18 protein-coding genes are annotated in these 23,512 nt (G+C 48.4%); 12 read left to right on the top strand and 6 right to left on the bottom strand.

The window, feature by feature from the left end:
• Nucleotides 1–43 precede the first annotated feature (43 nt).
• From ACLIIY_RS22895 to ACLIIY_RS22885, 3 genes are read left to right on the top strand one after another with little or no spacing between them, the layout of a single operon-like run.
• The gene (locus tag ACLIIY_RS22895; RefSeq protein WP_005385136.1) at nt 44–994 is read left to right on the top strand and encodes an HlyD family secretion protein; all 951 of its coding nucleotides are present in this window, start codon (nt 44–46) and stop codon (nt 992–994) included.
• A 4-nt stretch (nt 995–998) separates the two neighbouring features.
• Complete coding sequence (locus tag ACLIIY_RS22890) at nt 999–1,925, top strand: ABC transporter ATP-binding protein (RefSeq protein WP_434529491.1); 927 nt, start codon at nt 999–1,001, stop codon at nt 1,923–1,925.
• A complete protein-coding gene (locus ACLIIY_RS22885; RefSeq protein ID WP_009706212.1) occupies nt 1,925–3,022 on the top strand; it encodes an ABC transporter permease in 1,098 nt (365 codons plus the stop codon). Before ACLIIY_RS22890 ends, ACLIIY_RS22885 begins: the two co-directional genes overlap by 1 nt.
• A gap of 76 nt (nt 3,023–3,098) precedes the next feature.
• Here the strand turns inward: ACLIIY_RS22885 and ACLIIY_RS22880 are convergent, their stop codons facing one another.
• The 3 genes from ACLIIY_RS22880 to fdhF all read right to left on the bottom strand — a co-directional run bounded on the left by ACLIIY_RS22880 (nt 3,099) and on the right by fdhF (nt 8,921).
• The gene (locus ACLIIY_RS22880; RefSeq protein WP_027726579.1) at nt 3,099–3,470 is read right to left on the bottom strand and encodes a hypothetical protein; all 372 of its coding nucleotides are present in this window, start codon (nt 3,468–3,470) and stop codon (nt 3,099–3,101) included.
• Nucleotides 3,471–3,662: 192 nt separating this feature from the next.
• The gene (locus ACLIIY_RS22875; protein WP_061007481.1) at nt 3,663–4,589 is read right to left on the bottom strand and encodes an endonuclease/exonuclease/phosphatase family protein; all 927 of its coding nucleotides are present in this window, start codon (nt 4,587–4,589) and stop codon (nt 3,663–3,665) included.
• Nucleotides 4,590–4,682: 93 nt separating this feature from the next.
• Nucleotides 4,683–8,921, bottom strand: a complete 4,239-nt coding sequence (gene fdhF, locus ACLIIY_RS22870) for a formate dehydrogenase subunit alpha (RefSeq protein WP_434529490.1) — start codon at nt 8,919–8,921, stop codon at nt 4,683–4,685.
• A 315-nt stretch (nt 8,922–9,236) separates the two neighbouring features.
• Here fdhF and ACLIIY_RS22865 point away from each other — a divergent pair, with 315 nt between their 5' ends.
• The 5 genes from ACLIIY_RS22865 (at nt 9,237) to copI (ending at nt 16,906) form a co-directional block, all read left to right on the top strand.
• On the top strand, nt 9,237–9,659 hold the full coding sequence (locus ACLIIY_RS22865) for a hypothetical protein (RefSeq protein WP_434529489.1): 423 nt from the start codon (nt 9,237–9,239) through the stop codon (nt 9,657–9,659).
• 135 nt (nt 9,660–9,794) lie between these two features.
• Nucleotides 9,795–11,186: a TolC family protein gene (locus ACLIIY_RS22860; protein ID WP_434529488.1), complete on the top strand. Its 1,392-nt coding sequence runs from the start codon at nt 9,795–9,797 to the stop codon at nt 11,184–11,186.
• Between the two features lie 146 nt (nt 11,187–11,332).
• Nucleotides 11,333–13,051 (top strand): efflux RND transporter periplasmic adaptor subunit, encoded by a 1,719-nt coding sequence (locus ACLIIY_RS22855; protein ID WP_434529487.1) that lies wholly within the window; start codon nt 11,333–11,335, stop codon nt 13,049–13,051.
• A 2-nt stretch (nt 13,052–13,053) separates the two neighbouring features.
• Nucleotides 13,054–16,263 carry an efflux RND transporter permease subunit gene (locus ACLIIY_RS22850; protein ID WP_434529486.1) on the top strand — a complete coding sequence of 1,070 codons (3,210 nt, stop codon included), beginning with the start codon at nt 13,054–13,056 and terminating at the stop codon, nt 16,261–16,263.
• Nucleotides 16,264–16,339: 76 nt separating this feature from the next.
• Complete coding sequence (gene copI, locus ACLIIY_RS22845; RefSeq protein ID WP_434529485.1) at nt 16,340–16,906, top strand: copper-resistant cuproprotein CopI; 567 nt, start codon at nt 16,340–16,342, stop codon at nt 16,904–16,906.
• Nucleotides 16,907–16,989: 83 nt separating this feature from the next.
• On the opposite strand, the gene ACLIIY_RS22840 is transcribed toward copI, so the two are convergent.
• Nucleotides 16,990–17,517: an autotransporter domain-containing protein gene (locus ACLIIY_RS22840; protein ID WP_434529484.1), complete on the bottom strand. Its 528-nt coding sequence runs from the start codon at nt 17,515–17,517 to the stop codon at nt 16,990–16,992.
• Between the two features lie 150 nt (nt 17,518–17,667).
• On the opposite strand from ACLIIY_RS22840, the gene ACLIIY_RS22835 reads away from it, so the two are divergent.
• Nucleotides 17,668–18,576 carry a LysR substrate-binding domain-containing protein gene (locus ACLIIY_RS22835; protein ID WP_434529483.1) on the top strand — a complete coding sequence of 303 codons (909 nt, stop codon included), beginning with the start codon at nt 17,668–17,670 and terminating at the stop codon, nt 18,574–18,576.
• Between the two features lie 109 nt (nt 18,577–18,685).
• Here ACLIIY_RS22835 and ACLIIY_RS22830 read toward each other — a convergent pair whose 3' ends face one another.
• Nucleotides 18,686–19,216 carry a hypothetical protein gene (locus ACLIIY_RS22830; protein ID WP_434529482.1) on the bottom strand — a complete coding sequence of 177 codons (531 nt, stop codon included), beginning with the start codon at nt 19,214–19,216 and terminating at the stop codon, nt 18,686–18,688.
• Between the two features lie 110 nt (nt 19,217–19,326).
• On the bottom strand, nt 19,327–20,658 hold the full coding sequence (locus tag ACLIIY_RS22825) for a ferredoxin reductase family protein (protein ID WP_434529481.1): 1,332 nt from the start codon (nt 20,656–20,658) through the stop codon (nt 19,327–19,329).
• A gap of 212 nt (nt 20,659–20,870) precedes the next feature.
• Between ACLIIY_RS22825 and blaCARB the strand changes: the two genes are divergently transcribed.
• From blaCARB to ACLIIY_RS22810, 3 genes are all read left to right on the top strand, one after another.
• Nucleotides 20,871–21,722, top strand: a complete 852-nt coding sequence (gene blaCARB / locus ACLIIY_RS22820) for a CARB/PSE/RTG family carbenicillin-hydrolyzing class A beta-lactamase (protein ID WP_009706224.1) — start codon at nt 20,871–20,873, stop codon at nt 21,720–21,722.
• 129 nt (nt 21,723–21,851) lie between these two features.
• Nucleotides 21,852–22,367 (top strand): TetR/AcrR family transcriptional regulator, encoded by a 516-nt coding sequence (locus ACLIIY_RS22815; protein WP_434529480.1) that lies wholly within the window; start codon nt 21,852–21,854, stop codon nt 22,365–22,367.
• A 2-nt stretch (nt 22,368–22,369) separates the two neighbouring features.
• The gene (locus tag ACLIIY_RS22810; RefSeq protein WP_434529479.1) at nt 22,370–23,419 is read left to right on the top strand and encodes an alcohol dehydrogenase family protein; all 1,050 of its coding nucleotides are present in this window, start codon (nt 22,370–22,372) and stop codon (nt 23,417–23,419) included.
• Nucleotides 23,420–23,512: the final 93 nt, after the last annotated feature.

Genomic DNA, 23,512 nt, shown 5'->3' with positions numbered 1-23,512 from the left:
GCTTGATACGAATTCGAGCTCACCTTCTTAGAGGAAGCGTCGCATGATGAAGCGAATCATTCTTGGCACCCTAGCCCTGACTCTTTTAACTGCCTGTTCCAAAGATGACGGACAGCAAGCCCTTGGCACACTAGAACGTGACCGTGTAACCTTTACTGCAACCTCTAGCGAGATAATTCGTGCCCTACCCATCAAGGAAGGCAGCCAAGTCACCGAAGGAGAAGTGCTGGTTCAGCTCGATACAAAGAACCAAGAAGCCGTTTTAGCTCACGCCGTAGCCGAACAAGCCAAGGCTGACGCTTATCTTTTGAAATTGACCAATGGTGAGCGACCAGAAGACATTGCCGCAGCGCAAGCTCGCGTTGCCAGAGCGGAAGCTCAATTGGTTGAAGCGCAAAAGAACTACCAACGTAAAGCGGAGTTAGTTCGCAAGAAACTCATCAGCCAATCAGAAAAAGACACCGCTTTAGCAGCCAGAGATTCTGCCCGCGCTGAATTGGACTCCTCACAAGAAGAGTTCAGTAAACTGACGGCTGGTTCTCGCCCTGAAGATATTGAACAAGCGAAAGCCGCACTCATGGCAGCAAAAGCTGATGTGGCACTGCAAGAACAGAAACTGGCAGAACTCACCATCACCGCAACGAGAGATGGCTTGTTAGATAACCTACCGTTTAACCTTGGCGAACGCGTCCCTGTCAATGGCGTGGTTGCTGTGATTCAAGCCAGCCGCGTCCCATACGCTCGTGTTTATGTTCCTGCCAACTACCGAGTAGACTTTGTGCCGGGTAAAACGGTTAACGTGCATGTAGATGGCGTTGAGCAACCATATAGCGGCACCGTTCGTTGGGTTGCGACTGAGCCTTCATTTACGCCTTATTTCGCGCTTACCGAGGAAGAACGCTCGCGTTTGATGTACCTTGCAGAAGTCGACCTTCAAGACTCAGCACAATCCTTGCCTTCAGGTATACCAGCGCAAGTGGATTTGGTGGAGTAAGCCAATGACCGAATACGCGATTCAAGCTGAAAATGTAGTGAAGAAGTTTGGTGACTTCACCGCCATCAACAACATCACGCTTAATGTGCCCAAAGGCAGTATTTATGGTTTTCTTGGCCCCAACGGCTGCGGTAAATCGACAACCATTCGTGTGTTAACAGGCCTACTCAGCCCAAGTGAGGGCAATGTTGATGTACTAGGACTCAAGATCCCAAAACAATCGGAATTACTGCGCCTTAAGATTGGCTACATGACACAAAAGTTCTCCCTCTATGATGACCTGACGGTTCAAGAGAATCTTGAGTTTATTGGACAAATCTTTGGTATGGAAACCAAGGCCCTAAAAGCTCGCATCGAAGAACAACTAGCCACCTACGGTCTCGACCAACTACGCAAACAGCGCGTAGGCGGAATGAGTGGCGGGCAGAAACAACGCTTGTCTCTCGCCGCAGCCACCATGCACAAACCAGAACTGTTGTTTCTCGATGAACCCACATCTGCGGTTGACCCAGAGAACCGACGCGATTTCTGGGAGCAGTTGTTTGATCTCTCTGACCAAGGCACGACGATTTTGGTCACAACGCACTACATGGATGAAGCGGAGCGTTGCCATCGTCTGGCTATCATGGAAGCTGGGGAAATCCGCGCCGATGGTGAGCCAGAAGAACTCATGGCGCAAATGGGCGTTAACATCGTTGAAGTCAAAGCGGATAACTTACGCGAGCTAAAAGAGAAAGTCATTCAGCGTGAAGAGGTGCGCTCGGCCGCACAGCTAGGCATTCGCTTACGTATTTTGATCCACCAGCACATCGAAGAACCGATCGAATGGTTAACCCATACCTTTCCTGAGCTTGATGGCTGCGAGATGAACATTGCTCGCCCGAGCTTGGAAGATGTGTTTGTCAGCGTGACGGGAGAAGGTCGCCAATGATGAAATCTATTGCCCGCATGAAAGCGGTGATGATCAAAGAGATCCGTCAGCTTTCACGTGACCGCATTACCTTTGGCATGGTCGTGATGATCCCGTTGATTCAGCTCCTGCTGTTCGGCTTTGCCATTAATACGGATATTCGCAACATTCCCGTTGGCGTCGTCGATCAAAGTGGCAGTACTGCCGGGCGCGTGATTACCGAGTCCGTCAAAGTCACACAAGTGGTCGATGTGGTCGAAACCTTCGCTACCGCATCAGAAGCCGAGCAAGCCATTCAAGACGGCTTGGTACGAGCGGCTTTAATTCTACCTAGCGACTTAACCCAACGTATGGTGCAAGGTCGAGAGCTTGGCCAGTGGATAGTAGATGGTTCAGACACCATGATCAGCTCTGCGATTCTCTCGCTACAAACCATGCCGTTAACGGATTTTGATTTTGAGATACGCCCTGCCCCAACCAAAACCTTTGAAGTTGCGTTGTATTACAACCCAAGTCGACGCTCGGCGGTGAACATTGTCCCCGGTTTGTTGGGGGTGATTCTAACCATGACGATGATCTTGTTCACCAGTGCAGCCATTGTTCGAGAACGGGAACGAGGCAATTTAGAGTTACTGATTACTACGCCAATCCATTCCATCGAACTCATGGTGGCGAAGATCATTCCCTACATCTTTGTTGGTCTGATACAGGTGTTTATCATTTTAGGCTTGGGTCACTGGATATTTGGCGTGCCGATAAACGGCGCCATTAGTCAGATACTGTTTGGCACGCTGTTGTTTATCGCCGCGAGTTTAACCTTAGGTTTGGTGATATCCACCATTGCAACGACACAGCTTCAGGCCATGCAGATGACGGTGTTTATTCTTTTGCCATCGATTCTTCTGTCCGGATTTATGTTCCCTTATGAAGGTATGCCCGTCGCGGCACAATGGATATCAGAAGCCCTACCAGCCACTCACTTTATGCGCATTATTCGTGGTGTGGTGCTGCGCGGTGCAGACTTGATGGAGTTATGGCGAGATACAGTCTGGCTACTGGGCTTTACGGTGATAGGTTTAGTTGTTGCGTCATTACGCTTCAAAAAATCACTCGATTAATCCATCAGATTCCAAAACTAAAAACGCCTCCGGATTTGGAGGCGTTTTTATTGAATCATCAATTATCGTAGCGAGATCAGTAATACTCACCCAGAGAACAATCGTGCAAATCTGAAATGCTATAACTTCTTAGCGAATTGATTTTGAAGTTGAAAACCACTTGTTTGCATACGTTTCGACTGCGGTCGCTATAGGTAATGTAACCTTCGCTGTATGCACGTTTACCGCTGGTTGAGGTAATGTCTGCGTTCAACTCCAGATGCGCCTTGTGCGCTTCTACACGTTCCATCATCTCATGTACGTCAAGCCACTCTTCACGATTGGCCATTTGGATCAGCATCGATTCCGCCTGTGTTTCTAGCTTTTGCGGATAAACGTAAAAACGGTTATAGGCAAAATAGGCGCTCATTAAAATAAGTATTAACACTGCTGAGGTAGTTCTTGTCATACAAGTTGCCTCTTATCATTATGAATTTCTGCTTTTCTCTATATTCTCAGTATAGGAAGCGGATGGAGTTTAGGTTAAAGAATTCACCCAAATAACAACTTAAGGTCAGAGTCCGTCAATTCCATGACAAGCCACACCGCGATTTAACCTAATTCTAAATAACTAGACACTTTGCCAATAGAAAGTACTAACTCATTGCCCGATTAGAGTCGTCACCAACCTGTGATCAGAGCCATTCGGTTGATCTGTCGATGCTCTTGAACAGATTCTCCGATTTGAGTTTTCTGACTTAAGCCAGAGGTGATCAATCCCTATCATGGCGAAAGCAGGAACCGGCAAGCCTTTCACTGATGTTGGCCAACTGGCAACAGGTTGAGTTTGGAAACGAGAAAACAGCCCATCAAACCTCGGGCTTGAAGCAGAAAGATTGAAATCCCCTATCACGATCATTTCCGGTGTTGGATACAAATCAGTAAGGGTTTCTATGGTTCGAATCAGTGCATTGCGGCGTTGCCATAACGGCTCAGTTCTTGGCGAAGGAGGATGCGCCGTCATCAGGGTAAGAGGGTTGTCCACTTGCCATGTGGCTCGAATCACCTCTTGACCATCTGGGGTGTGATAAATCGAAACAGGCTCCAAAGGATAGCGACTCAAAATCATCTGATTTGACGGGTAACCAACACCGCGCTGGCCGCCATAATAGAAAGGATAAATATCGTCGAGAAGATGAAGCTTCTCCCCAACTTGAGGCGAGAGCTCTTGCATCACTACCAAATCCGCAGGGTGTTTAAGCAAGTAATTGATGAACTGATTGATGTCCGGATTTTCGTAGAACAGGTTGAATTGGACTATCGTCAGCGGTTTTTCGCAGGTTTGGTTATTTGTGATTTGAGTGGGTAAGAGAAACGCAATAGAAGCGGAGCCGATTAAAGCAGAGAAAATGGCTTTCGCCCAGTGACGACAAACCAAAAGTACCAGAGCAAATCCTAGGTAGACGAATAAAAGGAGAGCGGGAATCGAGGTTAGATTCTCCGCCCACCAAATATCATGATATTGCCTTGCCACCAGCCAAATTGAAGCGGGTAAAAACAACACAATCCATTTAATGACTTTCAGCACACGCACGGCTCATTTAGCGATTACATATCATAAGCTTATATGTAATCGCCCAACTCGCCAGTGCGCTGCTGAACTGTATATAAACAGATTGGCTTAAATGGAATGAACCGCTTCCGCTGCAGGCTCTGTGAGCAGCGCTTTTTCGCTCACTTCCACTTTAACCGCAGCGACCTTGAACTCAGGGATCTTCGCATGCGGGTCAGTCGCGGTTGTCGTTAAACGGTTGACTGGTGACTCAACAAAGTGGAAAGGAATGAACACCACACCTTTTTGAATACGCTTAGTCACAAAGGCATCAATCTCAATGCTCCCGCGACGTGTAGATACCGTCAGACGCTGACCATTACTGATACCTAACGCTTCTGCGTCTTCCACGCTCACCATCGCACGAGGGCCAGCAAGATTATCCAACCCTTTGGTTTTGCGCGTCATGGTTCCAGTATGGAACTGCTCAAGTACGCGACCCGTCGTTAACACAAGTGGGTACTCTTCATCTGGCAGCTCAGCCGCATAACGGAACGGTACACCCACCATTTGCCCTTTACCACGAGTAAACTGGGTTTGGTGCATGATGCGAGTACCCGCAGGGTTGTTCTTGTTGCTCGGCCATTGCACACCGTTTGGCGTAATGGCATCCCAACGAAGACCCGCGTATTGAGGTGTCACTCGTGCGATTTCATTAGTGATATCAGACACGCAGTGGTAATCCCAATCACTGCCCATTGCATTGGCGATCTCTTGGATAATCCACCAATCTTCTTTCGCTTCACCCGGTGCCGTTACGACCGGATTCACGCGTTGAACACGACGCTCCGTATTGGTGAAGTGACCCGCTTTCTCAGCAAACGAGCAAGAAGGCAGAACTACATCCGCGTATTGTGCAGTCTCCGTTAGGAAGATGTCTTGAACCACCAAGAAGTCGAGCGTTTCTAAACCTTCAATCACATGCGCTTGGTTCGGGTCACTCAACACTGGGTTCTCACCCATGATGTACATACCACGAACGTCACGATGGCAAGCCGCATCAATGATTTCTGTCAGGGTTAGACCTTGCTCAGAAGGCAGATTTGGTGCGTTCCATTCAATCGCAAACTTCTGACGCACAATTGGGTTGTATACCTTTTGGTAGCCCGGGAAACTGTTTGGCAACGCGCCCATATCACACGCGCCTTGCACGTTTGATTGACCACGAAGCGGGTTGATACCACCACCTTCAATACCGATGTTGCCACACAGCAATTGCAGGTTAGCGATAGAACGCACGTTGTCATGACCTGTCGTGTGCTGAGTAATACCCATTGAGTAGTAAACAGCCGTGCGATCTGCCGTGCCAATCATACGCGCCATTGCTTGAATGTCTTCAGCTTTAACGCCCGTAACCAACTCCACTTTATCGAGGTTGTAAGCTGGCGACATTACTTCTTGCAGCAAGGTATCAAAGCCGTCGACACGTTCTTCGATGTACTCTTGATCGTACCAACCGTTCTTGATGATCTGCTGCATGACGCCATTTAAAAGCATCACATCTGTACCCGGACGGTGCGCCATATACAGCTCAGCATGCTCTGCCATATCGACACGTTTCGGGTCAGCCACAATCAAACGAGCACCGTGGTGACGAATTGCTTGTTTGATATGTGAAGCGATAATCGGGTGCGCCGATGTGGTATCCGAACCAATAATAAAGATCACATCAGAGTGCTTAATGCTTGGAATGTCGTTGGTCATTGCACCACTACCCAGTGACGCCTCAAGACCGGTTACACTCGATGCGTGACACAAACGCGCACAGTGATCGACGTTATTGGTGCCCAGTTCACGACGGACAAATTTTTGGAACGCGTAGTTGTCTTCGTTGGTGGTTTTCGCTGAAGAGAAACCCGCCAATGCGTTGCTGCCAAAATCTTGCTTGATTCCTGAGAACTTGCTCGCAATCAGTTGAATCGCCTCTTCCCAGCTTGCAGGTTGCAGCCAACCGTCTTTACGGATCAATGGCGTGGTAAGACGCTCTTCACTGCCGATGAAATCAAAACCAAAGCGCCCTTTCACACACAGCATGCCTTGGTTCACTGGCGAGTCACCGCCCTTCACGTAACGAATCGTATTGGTTGCTTCGTCCACGAACATAGTCAACTTACAACCCACACCACAGTACGTACAAATGGTGTCGACCGCTTTCAGATCTTCAGTACGACCTTGTGAGCGGTCACGACTATCGACCATCGCGCCCGTTGGACACACTTGAACGCACGCGCCACATTGCACGCAGTTCGAATCGCCCATTAGGGTTAAGCCATTCTTGTTACTTCCAAAGTGTGGACGGTCGTCAGGACGTAATGCAGGACGACCTTGTTTGTCGCACACAAAGTTCAGTACGCCGTGCACGGCTTTGTCACGACACGCTTGGATACACTGACCACAGCTAATACAGCGGTTGGCATCAAACTCAATAAACTCAGAGCTACGGTCAACTTCGTACTTATGACGCAAGTCTTTCGCACGAAGATCTAACCAATCTTGATGTGATTTAATCTGCAAGGAGAAGTCAAAGCTCTGCTCGGCTTCATATTCGGTGGAGTAGTCACGTAGCGCACAATCGGTATTGGCCTGACAGCCACATTCTAGACAGCGCGCTGCTTCTTTCATTGCTTCTTCGTTATCAAAGCCCAACTCCACTTCAGCGAAGCTTTGCTCGCGTTGTGCTGGAGTCAGTTCAGGCATGATAGAGCGAGCGACTTTTTGGATGTTCTCGAAGTGAAGCGGGTCGACTTGAGAGAGCTTCTTCTCTTTGCGCGAGTTGAACGCCGCCTTTGGCATGTCTGCCATATCGCCATTCAAAAACAGATCAATGGCTTTTGCCGCAACGCGGCCATCACCCACCGCTTCAACTGCCGTTGCAGGACCACGGCGGAAATCACCAATACTGAAGATGTTACCCGTGCCAGTGTGCATGGTCTTTTCATCTGCAACAGAGGTGTTCCAACGCGTAAGTGGAATCGACAAATCTTCGCCTTCGAGGAAGCTCAGGTCTGGCTTTTGCGATACTGCCGCAATTACGGTGTCGAACTCTTCGGTGAAGAACTCGCCGGTTGGTTTAGGGCTTCGACGACCAGATGCATCCGGCTCACCCAATGCCATGCGCTCTAGACGAATCGCATTCACGCGTCCGGTTTCATCGGCAAGGTTTTCTGCAGGGTTGGTCAAGAAGTGGAATTTCACCCCTTCGTGTTCCGCTTCGACAATCTCGTAGTCTTCTGCCGGCATTTCGTCACGGGTACGACGGTAAATCAACGTGGTGTCTGCACCAGCACGACGCGCAGTACGAGCACAGTCAATTGCCGTGTTACCACCACCGATCACCGCGACTTTCTGACCCGTTACATAGTTTTGCTCGGTAACGTAATCTTTTAGGTAATCAACGCCTAAGTAGCAACCCTCAAGATCGCTGCCTGTGTAATGCATTTCGACCGCTTGAGACGCGCCGACAGCCAAACACACTGCGTCGTATTCTTCGCTCAATTGAGAAAGCGTGAAATCCACACCCAGCTTTTGATTGGTGTGAACTTGCATGCCATTGCGGCACATCAGTTCGATTTCTTTATCGAGAATGTCTTTTGGTAAACGGTATTCTGGAATGCCATAACGCAACCAACCACCCGCTTTTGGCATGGATTCAAAGACCGTAACGTCGTAGCCTTCATTCGATAAGTAGTAGCCAGCCGTTAGACCACCAGGGCCACTGCCTACGACGGCAATGTTCAGACCTTTGCTTGGTTTCTTTTCTGGTACGTAGGCTTCATGCGCAGACAAATCCGCATCCGCGGCATGACGTTTTAGCTGACGAATTGCAATAGGCTCATCGACTAACGAGCGGCGACATTCACTCTCACAAAATGCCGGGCATACGCGGCCAATCGATAGCGGCATAGGAAGCGTACGCTTAATCACTTCAATCGCTTTTTGATGATCGTTCTGTGCGATGTGATAAAGGTACGATTGGATATCCACGCCCGCAGGACACGCGGTTTTACATGGCGCTTCACAATCGGCGTAATGGTCCGTCATGATGCGGTTGAGTGCTTTTCTGCGGTGCTCGCTTAATTGTTCTGATTGCGTGACCACATTAAGGCCGCGGTAAACTTCGAGTTCACACGCACGCTTAGTACCGCCACTTTCGACTTCAACTACACACAAGTCACACGGTACTTTTTCATTACTTTTGTTCATTCCGCACAGCGATGGGATCTCGACCCCACACACTTTTGCTGCTTCTAAAAGGGTTAGACCCTCTTCTACAATTCTATATTTTCCATCGATGACAATTTCTATCATGCAACCCCCGCAGCAAAGCAAATCCAAATCTGCACAAGTAAAACCATGCATTCTATAAGGATAATCATTTGTAAGACAAGTTAGTGTGATGTAAAACTTATAAACCACATTTTTCACGTGTCATAAAAAGCGAGGGCTTCTTTCGCTAACTTTCAACACTCGGTGTTTAACAAACGTTTTACTCCCTCGAAAGTGCGAAAACTGAAGGGGTGGACTATTTTGATAATAAGAGTAATAAATGATTGACCTTACCCTTAGGTTAACCTTTAGAATCGAAGGGTTTTCATCATTTTCATCAAACACATGGGAAAAGGTATGCATTTAAAATCGCTGCATACAATCTGGTTAACTCTCTTCACGACGCTAGTACTATTGGTATCTAGTGTGGCGAACAGTGAGCCGTTGATGAATATTCAAATGATGTCTACTGGCATAGCTCACCATCCTTCTATGATGAGTGACAGCGAACACTGCGGTATGCCTGGCATGATGGACGTCTCCATGACAGACGCTTCTCTGTCCGAAGATGGCGATGCAAGAGAAACCAGCATGAACTGTGGTGGAGGCTCCGGCATGGTTCATACCTGCTGTACCGCCGCGTGTACGATAGTTTTCGTCCCCCTACCGAATCCTGTCAATAGCCCGATGCCCGTCGTCTATCGCGCAACTATTACTCCTGAAGTTGCTTCCCCAGTCGTACACGTCAGCCGCGACCTATATCGACCTCCTATAGCCTAAATCCGTCCTAGCATTCGACCCTGCGCGTATATCGCAGGTTGTTTTAATGCGCCTGAACGATGAGGTAACAAGACTTTACTGTTCCCGCAATAAAATCCGCACCTCCATCGATCCGGCGAACACTGGATTTAGATTATGGATATCAAACCATACCGCTTAGCTGCACCTATTTTTATGGTGGCTCTGGTCGCTGCGCCAACCTTGGTTAACGCCGCAGGTAAAGAGACGCACGCAGCGCAAAATTCCGCTTCAAGTGAGCGAGCTTCAACGACCAAGCTTGCCCAACTGATCAACGTCGCTTTGAGTAACGATGGCAATCGCAAGCAATACTCTGCGCAATCTGCTGCCATGCGTGAAACGGGCGTCGCAAGTGCAACCTTGATGGACCCAAAACTGAAAGTGGGTTTTGGTGGCTTGCCTGTCGACAGCTTCAAATTCGATGAAGATCCAATGACCAACATCTCCGTTGGTTTAATGCAACAGTTTGAGCGTGGCTCTACCCTTGATTTACAGCAGAAGAAAGCCAATCAACAAGCCGACGGCCTTGTGCTTCAAGTTCATGCTCGTGAGCTTGAGGTAGCCAACAGCATGACTCAACTTTGGTTAGAACTTGGTTACCAGCAACGCGCTGAACAAATCATGCTTGAGAACCGCAAGTTGATGAAGGAAATGGAAAGCTTTATTCAAACCAACTATTCGATTGGTAAGAGTGAAGCGCAAGATCTGCTCAACGCCCAACTTCAAGTCAGCAAGTTGGATGAGAAACTGCAAGCCAATGCACAAATGCAACGTCGTCTTATCTCTCAACTCTCCGAATGGTTGGGGTCAGATTGGTTGGCAAACGAACAGGCTCTGCACGCGAGCAATCAATTGAACTGGGACACACTGAACAGCAAACTTGCTGCCAGTCAGGGTTCCACCAAGCATTATCAGCAACTCAGCCAACACCCGATGGTTAAGATGGCCGACGTCAGCATTTCTGCCAATAAAACTCAGGTGGAAATTGCTGAGCAAGCCTACAACCCACAATTTGGCGTCGAAGTAATGTACGCCTACCGCCAAGCCGACAACATGATGGGTGAACCTGCCTCCGATTTGGTCAGCGCTTACCTCACAATGGACATTCCGTTGTTTACGGGTGACCGCCAAGATCGCAATCTCGCGGCCGCTCAATACCAAGTTGGCGCGGCACAATCACAAAAGGACACCTTACTAGCGCAGATGAATGCCAAGGTGAACACTTTGCTGGTTGATCGCGGCAACTTAACCCAACGCTTAGAACGTTATCAATCCACCTTATTGCCTCAAGCGAAAGCGCGCATTCAAGCCGTTGAGCGGGGTTATCAAAACAACACAGCGCAGTTTAACGATGTGATTTCTGCCACGACTGACGAGTTGGCTCTGCAATTGGAGCAACAACGTCTACTGACCGATCTCAACATCGCAAACAGCAATTTAGCCACCCTACTCGGTGGTTTCGACTATCAAGTCGCTTCACCAGAAGCTCGCTCTATTTCGACATATTAATTTGTGATTCCCCAAAACAGTTGGGGCTACAGCTAGGCGGCAAACGAGAGAATCCCATGAGCATAGATCTGCTATGTGATTTGGGTGAACGAGAGCAGGCAACAACGCTGTAGCGTCAAATGTGAAGGGGAAAATAAGGTAAAACAATGAAAACATTACAAGTTGCAACCATCGCGCTGATTGTTGGTGGTGCTTTAGGGTTTGGTGCTAATCATTTTCTTAAGGGCTCAACTCATGACATGAGTGCGATGGGTGGCGAGTCTGCTGCAAGCTCTAATGATCCACTGTACTGGGTTGCCCCCATGGATCCGAACTACAAACGCGACAAGCCGGGTAAGTCCCCAATGGGCATGGATTTGATTCCGGTTTACGCAGAAGACCTATCCGGTGAACAAGACGCACCGGGTACAGTGACTATTGACCCTTCAGTAGAAAACAACCTCGGGGTTAAAACCGCAAACGCGACACTACAACAGCTATCACCACGCATCGAAACGGTTGGCTATATTGCCTTTGATGAAAGTCTGTTATGGCAAACCAACGTTCGTGTGGCGGGTTGGGTAGAAAAACTCTACATCAATGCCGTCGGTGAGAAAGTGAAGAAAGGCGATGTGCTTTTCACGCTCTACTCTCCTGAACTGGTTAAAGCACAAGAAGAATTGCTGAATGCGTACCGCACTGGCCGCAAAGGTCTTGTAAAAGGCGCGACCGAACGCTTGGTAACGCTTGGTGTTGACCGCGCTCAAATCAAATCCATTACTCGTAGTGGTAAAGCATCGCAAACCATTGAAATCAAAGCGCCTGCTGATGGCGTTATCGCGAGCTTAAACGTGCGTGAAGGTGGCTATTTGTCCCCTGCTCAAGCGGTGATCAGTGCAGGTCCTTTGGACAATGTTTGGGTTGATGCAGAAGTCTTTGAGCGTCAAGCACACTGGATGAAAGCAGGCTCTCAAGCCACGATGACCCTTGACGCGATTCCAGGCAATGAATGGCAAGGTGTTGTCGATTACGTGTACCCAATCCTCGATCCGAAAACACGTACGTTGCGTGTGCGCCTCAAATTCCCTAACCCAGATGGCGCATTGAAGCCAAACATGTTCGCCAATATTGCCTTGCAGCCTGTTACTGACGACGCAGTATTAACGATTCCCAAATCATCTGTTATCCGCTCTGGCGGTATGACTCGCGTTGTCCTGGCGGAAGGTGATGGCAAATACCGTTCTGCTCGAATTGAAGTTGGCCGCGAAGCTGGCGAACAAATCGAAGTATTACAAGGACTTAAACAGGGCGACAAGATCGTTACTTCATCTCACTTCATGCTCGATTCTGAATCAAGCCAGTCGGCGGATCTATCTCGCATCAATGGTGTAGAAGCGGCAGCAGAAACGGCATGGGCCAAAGGTGAGATCACGGATGTGATGAAAGATCACCGTATGCTGACCATCAACCACCAGCCTGTACCAGAATGGGATTGGCCGGGCATGGTAATGAACTTCACTTTCGCAGATGGCGTTGAAATGGGTGACTTGAAAAAAGGTCAGGCTATCGAATTTGAAATGCAAAAGACGGAGTCCGGTCAGTACCAAATCATCGACTATAAGGCAGACAACAGCGTCATTGCCGCAGAAGTTTGGCTAACTGGTGACATTAGCATGCTGATGGCTGATTTTGGCATGATCACCTTAAACCACCTACCGGTTGCAGAATGGAACTGGGATGCTGGCGAGATGAACTTCTCTGTGGGTGAAGACGTTGATCTATCGGGTTTTGAAGAAGGACAGAAAGTTCGGTTTCTAGTTGAAAAACAGGGATCTGACTATGTTCTTAAACAGCTAGTTCCTGCAACAACAGCCGTCGAGGGTTAATTATGATCAATGCTATTATTCGTTGGTCACTGAGCAACCGATTCCTAGTGTTGGTCGCGACCTTAGCCCTTATATTAGGCGGACTTTACAGTGTAAAGAATACGCCTGTTGATGCGATTCCGGATCTTTCTGATGTGCAAGTGATCATCAAGACAAGCTATCCGGGTCAAGCTCCTCAAGTTGTCGAGGATCAAGTTACTTACCCACTCACCACCGCCATGCTTGCCGTGCCGGGTGCTGAGACGGTTCGTGGCTACTCCTTCTTTGGTGACTCTTACGTTTATATCATTTTCAACGATGATACCGACATGTACTGGGCACGTTCACGCGTGTTGGAGTACTTAAGCCAAGTAGCACCAAAGCTGCCACCGAACGCAAAACCAACCCTAGGTCCTGATGCAACGGGCGTGGGCTGGGTTTACAGCTACGTATTACAAGACAAAACTGGCAAACATGATTTGGCGGATCTTCGCAGCCTGCAAGATTGGTTCTTGAAGTACGAATTGCAAACCGTTGATGGCGTTTCTGAAGTTGCGACCGTGGGCGGTATGGTGAAGCAGTATCAAGTGCAGATTGACCCTGCCAAGCTTCGTGCTTACAACCTCACTCTGCAACAAGTGAACATGGCAATCCAAAACGGTAACCAAGAAACCGGCGCGTCCGTTATCGAAGTGGCCGAAGCCGAGCACATGGTTCGTACCACGGGTTACCTAACCAGCATTGAAGACATCAAATCACTGCCTCTCAAAGTCACTGAGAAAGGCACGCCGTTGCTATTAGGAGACATCGCAGACATTAACCTTGGTCCACAAATGCGCCGTGGTATCTCAGAGCTGAATGGCGAAGGTGAAGCGGTCGGTGGCGTTATCGTGATGCGCTTTGGTGAAAACGCCAGTGAAGTGATTGCGAAAGTCAAAGACAAACTCGCAGACCTACAACGCAGCCTGCCAGAAGGCGTGGAAATTGTTGCAACCTACGACCGTTCTACCCTTATCGATTCAGCGGTAGAAAACCTCTGGAAGAAGCTTGCAGAAGAGTTCATCGTCGTTGCGATTGTGTGTGCGTTGTTCCTGTTCCACATTCGTTCTTCGTTGGTTATCGCTCTGAGCCTACCGGTTGGCATTCTCACTGCGTTTATCGTGATGCATTGGCAAGGCATCAACGCCAACATCATGTCCTTGGGCGGTATTGCGATAGCCATCGGAGCCATGGTGGATGGTGCAATCGTGATGATTGAAAACGTTCATAAGCACATTGAACGAACGCCACTGACCGACAAAAACCGCTGGCAAGTAATAGGTAAAGCTGCAGAAGAGGTCGGCGCACCGCTGTTCTTCTCGTTGCTTATCATCACTCTTAGCTTCGTACCGGTGTTCGCCTTAGAAGGCCAAGAAGGCAAGATGTTCTCGCCGCTTGCGTTCACTAAGACTTACGCCATGGCAGCGGCAGCAGGTTTGGCAATAACACTCGTCCCTGTTCTTATGGGCTACTTCATTCGCGGTAAGGTGTTACCGGAGCACAAAAACCCGGTTAACCGTGGCTTGGTCGCGTTGTACCGTCCGCTGTTGAACACCAGCTTAAAATACCCTAAGACCATGATTGTTATCGCATTAGGTCTAATGGCATCGGCTTACTACCCAACCAGTAAACTGGGTAGCGAGTTCATCCCTCCGCTGGATGAAGGCGACTTGATGTACATGCCAACAACCTATCCGGGCATCTCAATTGGTAAAGCACGCGAGCTTCTACAACAAACCAACAAGCTGATCAAAACCGTTCCAGAGGTGAAAACCGTATGGGGCAAGATTGGCCGAGCTGAGACCGCAACCGATCCAGCGCCACTCACCATGATTGAAACCGTGATTCAGTTGAAGCCACGCGATCAATGGCGTGAAGGGGTAACAACCGAGTCACTGCGCAAAGAGTTCGACAAGCTGGTTCAGTTCCCTGGTCTTACTAACGCTTGGGTAATGCCGATCAAAACGCGTATCGACATGCTGGCAACGGGCATCAAAACCCCTATCGGCATTAAGATCGCCGGACCTGACCTGAAAGTGATTGAGAAGATCGGTTCTCAGTTGGAGCCAATTCTTAATGGCGTACAAGGCACCGCATCGGTTTACGCTGAGCGTGTAGCAGGTGGTCGTTATGTCACGATCGACATTAAACGTCGTGCCGCAGCGCGTTATGGCTTAAGCATCAAAGACGTTCAGCAAGTGATCTCCACTGCGGTGGGTGGCATGAATGTGGGTGAAACCATTGAAGGCTTGGAGCGTTACCCAATCAACGTTCGTTACCCACAAGACTACCGTGATTCAGTGGTTAAACTGCAAAACCTACCTTTGGTGACACCAAATGGCGCCCGTATTGCGCTGGCTGATGTAGCGGACATTCGTTACGAAGACGGCCCTCCGATGATCAAGACAGAAAACGCGCGTCCGAATGGCTGGGTATTTGTCGACATCGATGGTCGTGACCTTGGCTCTTACGTCGTGGAAGCACAGCAAGTCGTGGCTGATCAATTGGAACTTCCTGCGGGTTACTCGCTGGCTTGGTCTGGTCAATACGAATACATGGAACGTGCGAAAGACCGCTTGAGTGTCGTGGTACCAATCACCATCGCCATCATTATGCTGCTGCTTTACTTCAGCTTCCGTCGCGTTGGCGAAGTGATGATCATCATGCTTACCCTACCACTCGCTATGGTCGGTGGTTTGTGGCTCATGCATATCCTCAACTACAACTTCTCGATTGCCGTTGGGGTCGGCTTTATTGCCCTAGCAGGCGTCGCGGTTGAAATTGGGGTCATCATGCTCGTCTACCTCAACCAAGCATGGCACTACAAAAAGCTGGATGCGGAAGAGAGCCAACAGAAGCTTGAAGCGAAAGACCTAACTGATGCCATTCGTGAAGGTGCAGGCCTGCGTGTTCGCCCAGTAATGATGACGGTACTGACGGTCATTATTGGTCTGATTCCGATCATGTACGGCGAAGGTACAGGATCAGAAGTAATGCAACGTATCGCCGCACCAATGATTGGTGGTATGGCATCAGCACTGCTGCTGACGCTGTTGGTACTTCCAGCCATCTTCAAGCTGTGGAAACAACGTGAGTTACGCCCAAGCAACTCAACTCCGAGCCAAACAAGCACGCAAACTGGCAACCAAATCGAAAACGCCGCCAGCACAGATCGCACTGGCAACAAGGCTTAATCCCTACCTTCCCCTCAATCAATTCGTTTGGGGGGAAGCAACCAAGTTATTAATTAATTAAAACAAGGATATAAAAATGAAAAAGACACTAATCACTCTTGCTCTAGCCCTAACAACAACGACTGCGTTTGCCCAAATGGATCATTCAAACATGGACCACGCGAACATGGACCATGGCAACATGAAGCATGAAAATATGGACCACGGCAGCATGAAGATGGACCACAGTCAAATGGACCATTCAAACATGATGGATATGCCGGGCATGTCGGCAGTAGGTATGCCAGCAAAAGGGGCAAAGCCAGACAAGGTGGTACACGTTATCTTGGGTGATGACATGACCATCAAGTTCAAAAAAGACGTTAAAATTGAGCCAAACGATGTGGTGCAGTTTGTGGTCATGAACACAGGTAAGATCAACCACGAGTTTACGATTGGTTCGGCTAAAGAGCAGCTAGAACATCGCGAAATGATGAAGACAATGAGTGGCGATCACATTCACGACTCGGGCAACTCTGTAACGGTAGAACCGGGCAAAGCGAAGCAGTTATTGTGGCATTTCCACGGTGACAACAACGTTGAGTTCGCGTGCAACATTCCGGGCCATGCAGAAGCGGGCATGACGAAGAACATTACGCTGTAAATCGTACTTGAACACAACAAAAAGGAGCTGACATTTCAGCTCCTTTTTTCTCTCTGAATCCATGCTTACGTAGTGGCTTCGGCTCAGAAGTTATAGGCTGCCATAACTCGAACCGCCATCTCATCTTCCTCCGATAAGCTGATGTCATCGTCAATTTTGTAGCCTTCAACAACAAGTCCAACGCTGGCAATATCGACTTTGACACCTAAGGTTGGTTCAAAGTTGTTTTGGCTGTCTGTGTCGACATACTCACCCGTCTCTTCTTCAAAATACTCAATCTCGACATTGTTGTAATTCAAACCGATACGCGGCGTTATCGCCAACACGTCATTCACGCGAATTTCGTAGCCCAACGCAGTATGTAATCCCCAAACTTGCTTCTCTGCCCAATGCGTACCGAAGTGCTCTTGTTCACCGCTATCTATCGGTGCATTGAAGCCGAGTGACCAATTGATATTGGGTAACACTTCTGCACCCATCTCTACACTCAAGACCTCATGCTTATCCAAAAACGTCACGCCACCCGCGATAAAGGGTTCTCTCTCTTCTGCAAACACTGGAGCGCTAAGCAAAAGCACCAAAATGAATAAGCCAACCAGATCTTTAAGCATGACACCTCCGAGCAATGAATACGTCGATTTACCACTCTCAGAATACGTGGATTACGTGCGCATTTTTGACGGTTAAGAAGCTCAAATTTGAACCTTTGAACACCACACAATGTCGTAACCAACGATGTAAATTTATGCTTAAGGCGCTTTGTGAAACACTCCATAGACCTCAACCTGTATCGCTTTTTAAACCTGATTCTTGAACAGAAGTCGTTGCCCAAGGTGTGCCATACGCTCGATATCAGCCGAGCCACGTTTAATCGCCAGCTGGCTGACTGCCGTGAGCTATTTGGCAACGAGCTCTTCATTGCTAATAAAGGGCTGTATTTCCCGACCCTGTTTTGTAGCCAGCTCATGAACATTATCGAGGAGCCGTTAGAACAACTGGAGTCTGCTCAAACTCAAGTCAACGTTCTTGAAGCCGCTACGCAACCGACCCAATTTCGCTTTTTTGTACCGAACCCTCTTAGCGCCATTCTCACCACACCGCTACTCGAATTGCTCAGCCAGCACGACAATATCGCTGATTTCTCGATGGTGGATTGGAATCTTGAAGGCATCGAATTTCCAAAAGCAGGCTCACTTGCCGTCGGTATTTCGGGCTACCCTTCTGTTATGAATGAACGCGTGGTTGAGCGGAAAATCGGTGAACTAGGTTTGTATCTCTATACCTCGCAGAACAACCCGCTTTGGCAACAAGATCATATTGATATTCAGCGTCTGCAAAACGAAAAACTGGTGCGAGTGTCGATGGGCGCACTGGATGACGCCATTTACTATGAGAGGGTGAAGCGACAACTTGGGTTTGCTCTGGAAAGACGGTTAACCGTGCCATCAGTTCATGCCGCTTTGGATTGGTTAATCAAAACCGATTATGTTCTGATTTGCTTTGCCCTGCCCAATTCGGCTTTGCCGCAAGGCATCAAGAAGATTCCGTTGATTCAGGATAACGCTCAGATGTTCTTTGATATCGGCTTGCAGTTTCACCGTGGCTATTATCAACACCCAACGATAGTGAAATTAGAAAAGCACCTGTCCGATATTCTCAACGATTTATAACGTCAATGGCCATCGAGATACTGGACATACAAAAAAGCCGCCCGGTACAGGCGGCAAACAAGCAGTATGTGCAATAAAACGATAAAAATATAAAGGTCGATGAAAAACGTTAGAAGTTGAAGCTCAACGTAGCGCGAACCACATCTTCTTCAAATTCTTTACCATTGATCGGGTTAACCGCTGAGTCGTTGATCTTACCGTAATCAACCGTTAGGCCAACCATGCGCCAGTTAACCGTACCACCAACAGAAGCGTAGACGCTATCAATGTTCATGCTCCGGCCAGAGTGGGTGCCACTATTGATATCAACGTCCGCATTAAAGTAGTTGATACCAAGCTTAGGAATGATATCGAACTCAGCAATTTCAAAGCGGTAACCAATGTTCGCGTACATACCCCAAGCGTCTTGATCGTTCTTTACGGGCATATCAATTGCGTCAGAACCAACAAAAATACCACCACCGGTGACAATGTTGTTACCCACATCGCGGCTGTAACCCAAGGTATACATTTCGTGGTCGCCAACGAAGGTCGCACCCGCTTCAATTGAGTTGTTGCGACCTTCTGCCAATGCGTGGCCAGAAGCGGTCACTGTTGCCAATGTTGTTAGCGCTAGAATGCGTTTTGATGTGATAGTCATCTTTACTCTCTCGGTTTGGATTTGCTTATTACCCTACCCATTTCTGAATATCGAAATTGAGGCTTAAAAAGCTCACCGCTGAGCTAACTTATGACTAACAATCTTGACACTTAGCGCATAATAAATAGCTCTTCGTGATAACTCTGCTCAATATTAAATTGATGCGCATCTAGCTCTTTTTTCAGTGTTTTTGAGAACGCTTCTGGTCCACAGAAATACATTTCATATTGGTTCAAATCACCACACTGAGCCGCAATACGTTCAGCATTCAAACGTGGCGATTTCATAGTATCTATCACGTGCAGTTTGACGCTTGCTTGGTGCGCTAAGTGCCAAAGTTCATCGACCAACTGACCGTCGATACCACGACTGCAGTAAAACAAATGAACGTCGCTAGTTTGCGCTTGCACTTTCAATGCTTCCAATGCGGCAAAGAAAGAAGCAATCCCTACCCCACCAGCAATCCAGATTTGAGGTTTCTCTAAATCAAATTCCAAACGTCCGTAAGGCCCCTCGACCATTACAGCATCGCCCGCTTTTACGCGCTCATACAAGCCGGTAGTAAAGTCGCCTAGCTCTTTGATTAAAAAACGTAATTCATCACTTTCACTGCCAGATACGATGGTGAACGGATGGGCATCTTCATCACCAAAACGTAAGTAAGCAAATTGTCCCGCTTTGTGTCCTTGCCAAGACGCATTTGGTTTAACGACCAATTCCATCACTTCAGCTTGAGGGAAGTAACGTGTCGACGCCACAACCGCAGAATGTTTATTACGACGACCAACGAAGCCAAACAAACTGTAAAGTGCAGCAATCGAGCCCACAACTGCGAATGCTACTGTGAGATAGTAAACAGGCTCGCCCCAATACGCGCGTTTGAGCAGCAGTACGGAGTGAATCGCGATCAGCAAATACGCCACAGACATAAAGCGGTGCGATAGTTTAAAGGGTTTGTACTTCACAGCGCCCCATAGAGAAACCACCAGCAAAACCAACAGCATGTAGAAGCCCCACTCACCCATGCCTTGAGCAAGATCGCGCAGACCATGAATCCAAGCTTCAATTCCAGAGAGATTGCCCTCGGGCCCTGCACCTGTGTGTTTCTCTGGTCTTGCTAGTACACCAAACATGACTAACCATTTCGGCACTTGATACCAAAGCCAGTGCGCCAAACCTAATGCAACGCCACCAATGCCGAGCCATTTGTGCACTCGATACGCTTTGTCCATGCCGTGTAGCCAGTTTTCAACCACAGGAAGGCGCATTGCCAACACCATGGTTATCGACATCAGCATCAAAGACAGAATGCCTGAATATTGGATCATGGCAGATCGCCATTCAAAGACATTGGTAGAAGAGAAAAGCTGCGGTTCCATCGCAAACCATAATACGGACATCGCGGCGATCATTGCCCAGATGATATTGCGGAATGTTTTCATGATTGGTTACTCGGTTAATCGACAACTTTACTTTAGCGCTTCACATGTAAAGCAACGTCAATAAGAGTAAAAGCGGGTAAAGCTCGACATATGCAAGGATTCCTACAGAAAAAAGACAAGAATCTAACAGTCATTAGAGTATTCACTCGTTATAGTTCCGGCTAAATTCGCCAAGGTGCGAACTGGAATAAATAACACTAAGAAAATCAATAATGAAAAAGCTATTTCTGCTACTCGGATTGTTAGTCTGTTCGAGTGCAACGTACGCCGCCAAACTGAATGAAGACCTCTCCGCAATTGAAGACCACATTACGGGTCGTATTGGTGTTTCTGTTTGGGATACGCAAACAGACGAAAAGTGGGATTACCGTGGCGACGAGCGCTTCCCAATGATGAGTACCTTTAAAACGCTGGCTTGCGCGACCATGCTGAAAGACATGGACAGTGAAAAGCTTGATAAAAACGCCACCGCGAAAGTCGAAGAGCGCAACATGGTGGTGTGGTCACCTGTCATGGATCGAATGGCAGGCCAAACAACCCGTATTGAACATGCCTGTGAAGCCGCAATGTTGATGAGCGACAACACCGCGGCCAACATCGTTTTACGCAGCATTGGTGGTCCGCATGGTGTAACCAGATTCTTGCGTTCTATTGGTGACAAGGCCACTCGTCTTGACCGTTTTGAACCAAGATTGAATGAAGCAAAACCGGGCGACAAGCAAGATACAACAACGCCTAACGCCATGGTAAACACTCTACACACCCTGCTAGAAGGCGATGCACTCTCTTACGAATCACGTATTCAGTTAAAGATTTGGATGCAAGACAACAAAGTCTCCGATTCTTTGATGCGATCTGTGTTGCCAAAAGGCTGGTCGATTGCCGATCGTTCTGGTGCTGGCGGGTTTGGCTCGCGTGGTATCACGGCGATGATCTGGAAAGAGAATCATAAACCGGTTTACATCAGCATTTACATTACTGAGACCGATTTATCGTTGCAGGCGCGCGACCAAGTCATCGCTCAAATTAGCCAGTTGGTGTTGGACGAATACAAAAATATTTAACGCTAACTTGATGATTTAAAACGGAGCTTTCGGGCTCCGTTTTTTTATGTCTGCGATCTTGGTTGACATAGGTAGAACGATCGCTCTACTCTAAAAGTAGAGCATTCATTCTACCCATGAGAAGACGCTATGTTGAAAGAACAGATCGCCGCCAGTTTAGAGCAAGCTTTTAGCGAGCTTGGATTTGCCGAGCCGAGTGTGGCACAGCTCAAGACGGCCTGTGGCGTTAGCCTCCGCACCTTGTACAAGCATTACCCATCTAAGGAAGACATGATCGTGGCTGCGTTAGAACACCGCCACCAGCGCTACTTAAACTTCCTGCTGGATAACTCGCCACAGACGGGGCTAGAAGCGACTCAGCACGTATTCAACAAGCTCAAACAATGGATGGAAGACTACGCACCGCATGGTTGCATGTCGATGAACGCGATTGCGGCATTTCCCGAGCACGACATCATCAACCAAACCGTGAAAGCTCACAAAGAAGACGTTCGACAATTTTTGGGTAAACAGAGCCTTCGCCAAGACCTTGCCACGCAGCTTTTCTTACTGCACGAAGGCGTCTCCAGCGCTTGGCCGGTACTGGGTAACGAGGCTCTGAACTCTGCGCAACAAGCTGTTTTAAGATTGCTAAAGGAAGATTAATCATGACAACACTACCAACCACAATGAAAGGTGTTCTACTGACCGGTCACGGCGGACCAGAAATGTTGGAATACCGCCAAGATATTCCTGTCCCAACGCCAAAAGAGAACGAAGTACTGATTCGTGTATCCGCAGCAGGCGTGAACAATACCGATATCAATACGCGTATTGGCTGGTACTCGAAAGGCGACAACGACAGCGAGGACGCAAGTTGGAGTGGTAATGCACTGGTTCTCCCACGTATTCAAGGCGCTGACGTCTGTGGCGAGATCGTTGCCGTGGGTAGCATGGTGGATGAAAGCCGCATAGGTGAACGCGTGCTGATTGAACCTTGCTTGAGCGATGTAAATGGCGAAACCATTAATCCACCTTGGTACTTTGGCTCAGAATGCGACGGTGGTTTTGCAGAATACACCGTGGTCTCAGCTAAGCACGCCTACCAACTAAAGACGGATTTAACTGACGTCGAACTTGCGTCTTTCCCATGTTCGTATTCAACGGCAGAAAACATGCTCACGCGATCTCGTGTTGCCAAAGGAGATCGTGTCCTGATTTCTGGTGCTTCCGGCGGTGTCGGCTCTGCGGCGATTCAACTTGCCAAAGCGCGCGGTGCTACTGTTATTGCCATCACAAGCCCAAGCAAAAATGAACAAGTGCTGGATCTGGGCGCAGATGAAGTCGTGCCACGCAATGCAAATCTTGTTGAAGCACTTGGCAATAACAGCGTCGATGTAGTGATTGATTTGGTTGCTGGCAACCAGTGGCCACAGTTCCTTGAAGTCTTGCGCCCGAAAGGTCGTTACGCGGTATCAGGTGCCATTGGCGGCGCAATGGTTGAGTTAGACGTGCGCACTCTGTATCTCAAAGATCTCAGCTTCTTTGGCTGTACCGTCCTTGAGCCTGAAGTGTTTGGAAACTTGGTTCATCATATTGAACAAGGCAACATCAAACCATTAGTCGCACAGACATTCCCACTGGAAGACATCAACCAAGCGCAAACGGCATTCCAAGAGAAGGGACACGTAGGCAAGATGGTCCTTACCGTGAGGTAATGCCTGGTAGAACGCATTAAAAAGCCCCTCTGCAAGTTCATCGCAGAGGGGCTTTTTCGTTCAGGTTAGGCCAACCAATGACCGGAACTTAAT

This window comes from Vibrio sp. K4 (assembly GCF_051122595.1).
Lineage (GTDB): Bacteria > Pseudomonadota > Gammaproteobacteria > Enterobacterales > Vibrionaceae > Vibrio > Vibrio owensii.
This window is presented reverse-complemented; position numbering and strand designations above follow the sequence as displayed.

Excerpts from the sequence above, each read along its gene's own strand:
- ACLIIY_RS22895 (WP_005385136.1), top strand. The coding sequence starts at position 44 with ATGATGAAGCGAATCATTCTTGGCACCCTAGCCCTGACTCTTTTAACT.
- ACLIIY_RS22890 (WP_434529491.1), top strand. The coding sequence starts at position 999 with ATGACCGAATACGCGATTCAAGCTGAAAATGTAGTGAAGAAGTTTGGT.
- ACLIIY_RS22885 (WP_009706212.1), top strand. The coding sequence starts at position 1,925 with ATGAAATCTATTGCCCGCATGAAAGCGGTGATGATCAAAGAGATCCGT.
- ACLIIY_RS22880 (WP_027726579.1), bottom strand. The coding sequence starts at position 3,470 with ATGACAAGAACTACCTCAGCAGTGTTAATACTTATTTTAATGAGCGCC.
- fdhF (WP_434529490.1), bottom strand. The coding sequence starts at position 8,921 with ATGATAGAAATTGTCATCGATGGAAAATATAGAATTGTAGAAGAGGGT.
- ACLIIY_RS22865 (WP_434529489.1), top strand. The coding sequence starts at position 9,237 with ATGCATTTAAAATCGCTGCATACAATCTGGTTAACTCTCTTCACGACG.
- ACLIIY_RS22860 (WP_434529488.1), top strand. The coding sequence starts at position 9,795 with ATGGATATCAAACCATACCGCTTAGCTGCACCTATTTTTATGGTGGCT.
- ACLIIY_RS22855 (WP_434529487.1), top strand. The coding sequence starts at position 11,333 with ATGAAAACATTACAAGTTGCAACCATCGCGCTGATTGTTGGTGGTGCT.
- ACLIIY_RS22850 (WP_434529486.1), top strand. The coding sequence starts at position 13,054 with ATGATCAATGCTATTATTCGTTGGTCACTGAGCAACCGATTCCTAGTG.
- copI (WP_434529485.1), top strand. The coding sequence starts at position 16,340 with ATGAAAAAGACACTAATCACTCTTGCTCTAGCCCTAACAACAACGACT.
- ACLIIY_RS22840 (WP_434529484.1), bottom strand. The coding sequence starts at position 17,517 with ATGCTTAAAGATCTGGTTGGCTTATTCATTTTGGTGCTTTTGCTTAGC.
- ACLIIY_RS22830 (WP_434529482.1), bottom strand. The coding sequence starts at position 19,216 with ATGACTATCACATCAAAACGCATTCTAGCGCTAACAACATTGGCAACA.
- ACLIIY_RS22825 (WP_434529481.1), bottom strand. The coding sequence starts at position 20,658 with ATGAAAACATTCCGCAATATCATCTGGGCAATGATCGCCGCGATGTCC.
- blaCARB (WP_009706224.1), top strand. The coding sequence starts at position 20,871 with ATGAAAAAGCTATTTCTGCTACTCGGATTGTTAGTCTGTTCGAGTGCA.
- ACLIIY_RS22815 (WP_434529480.1), top strand. The coding sequence starts at position 21,852 with ATGTTGAAAGAACAGATCGCCGCCAGTTTAGAGCAAGCTTTTAGCGAG.
- ACLIIY_RS22810 (WP_434529479.1), top strand. The coding sequence starts at position 22,370 with ATGACAACACTACCAACCACAATGAAAGGTGTTCTACTGACCGGTCAC.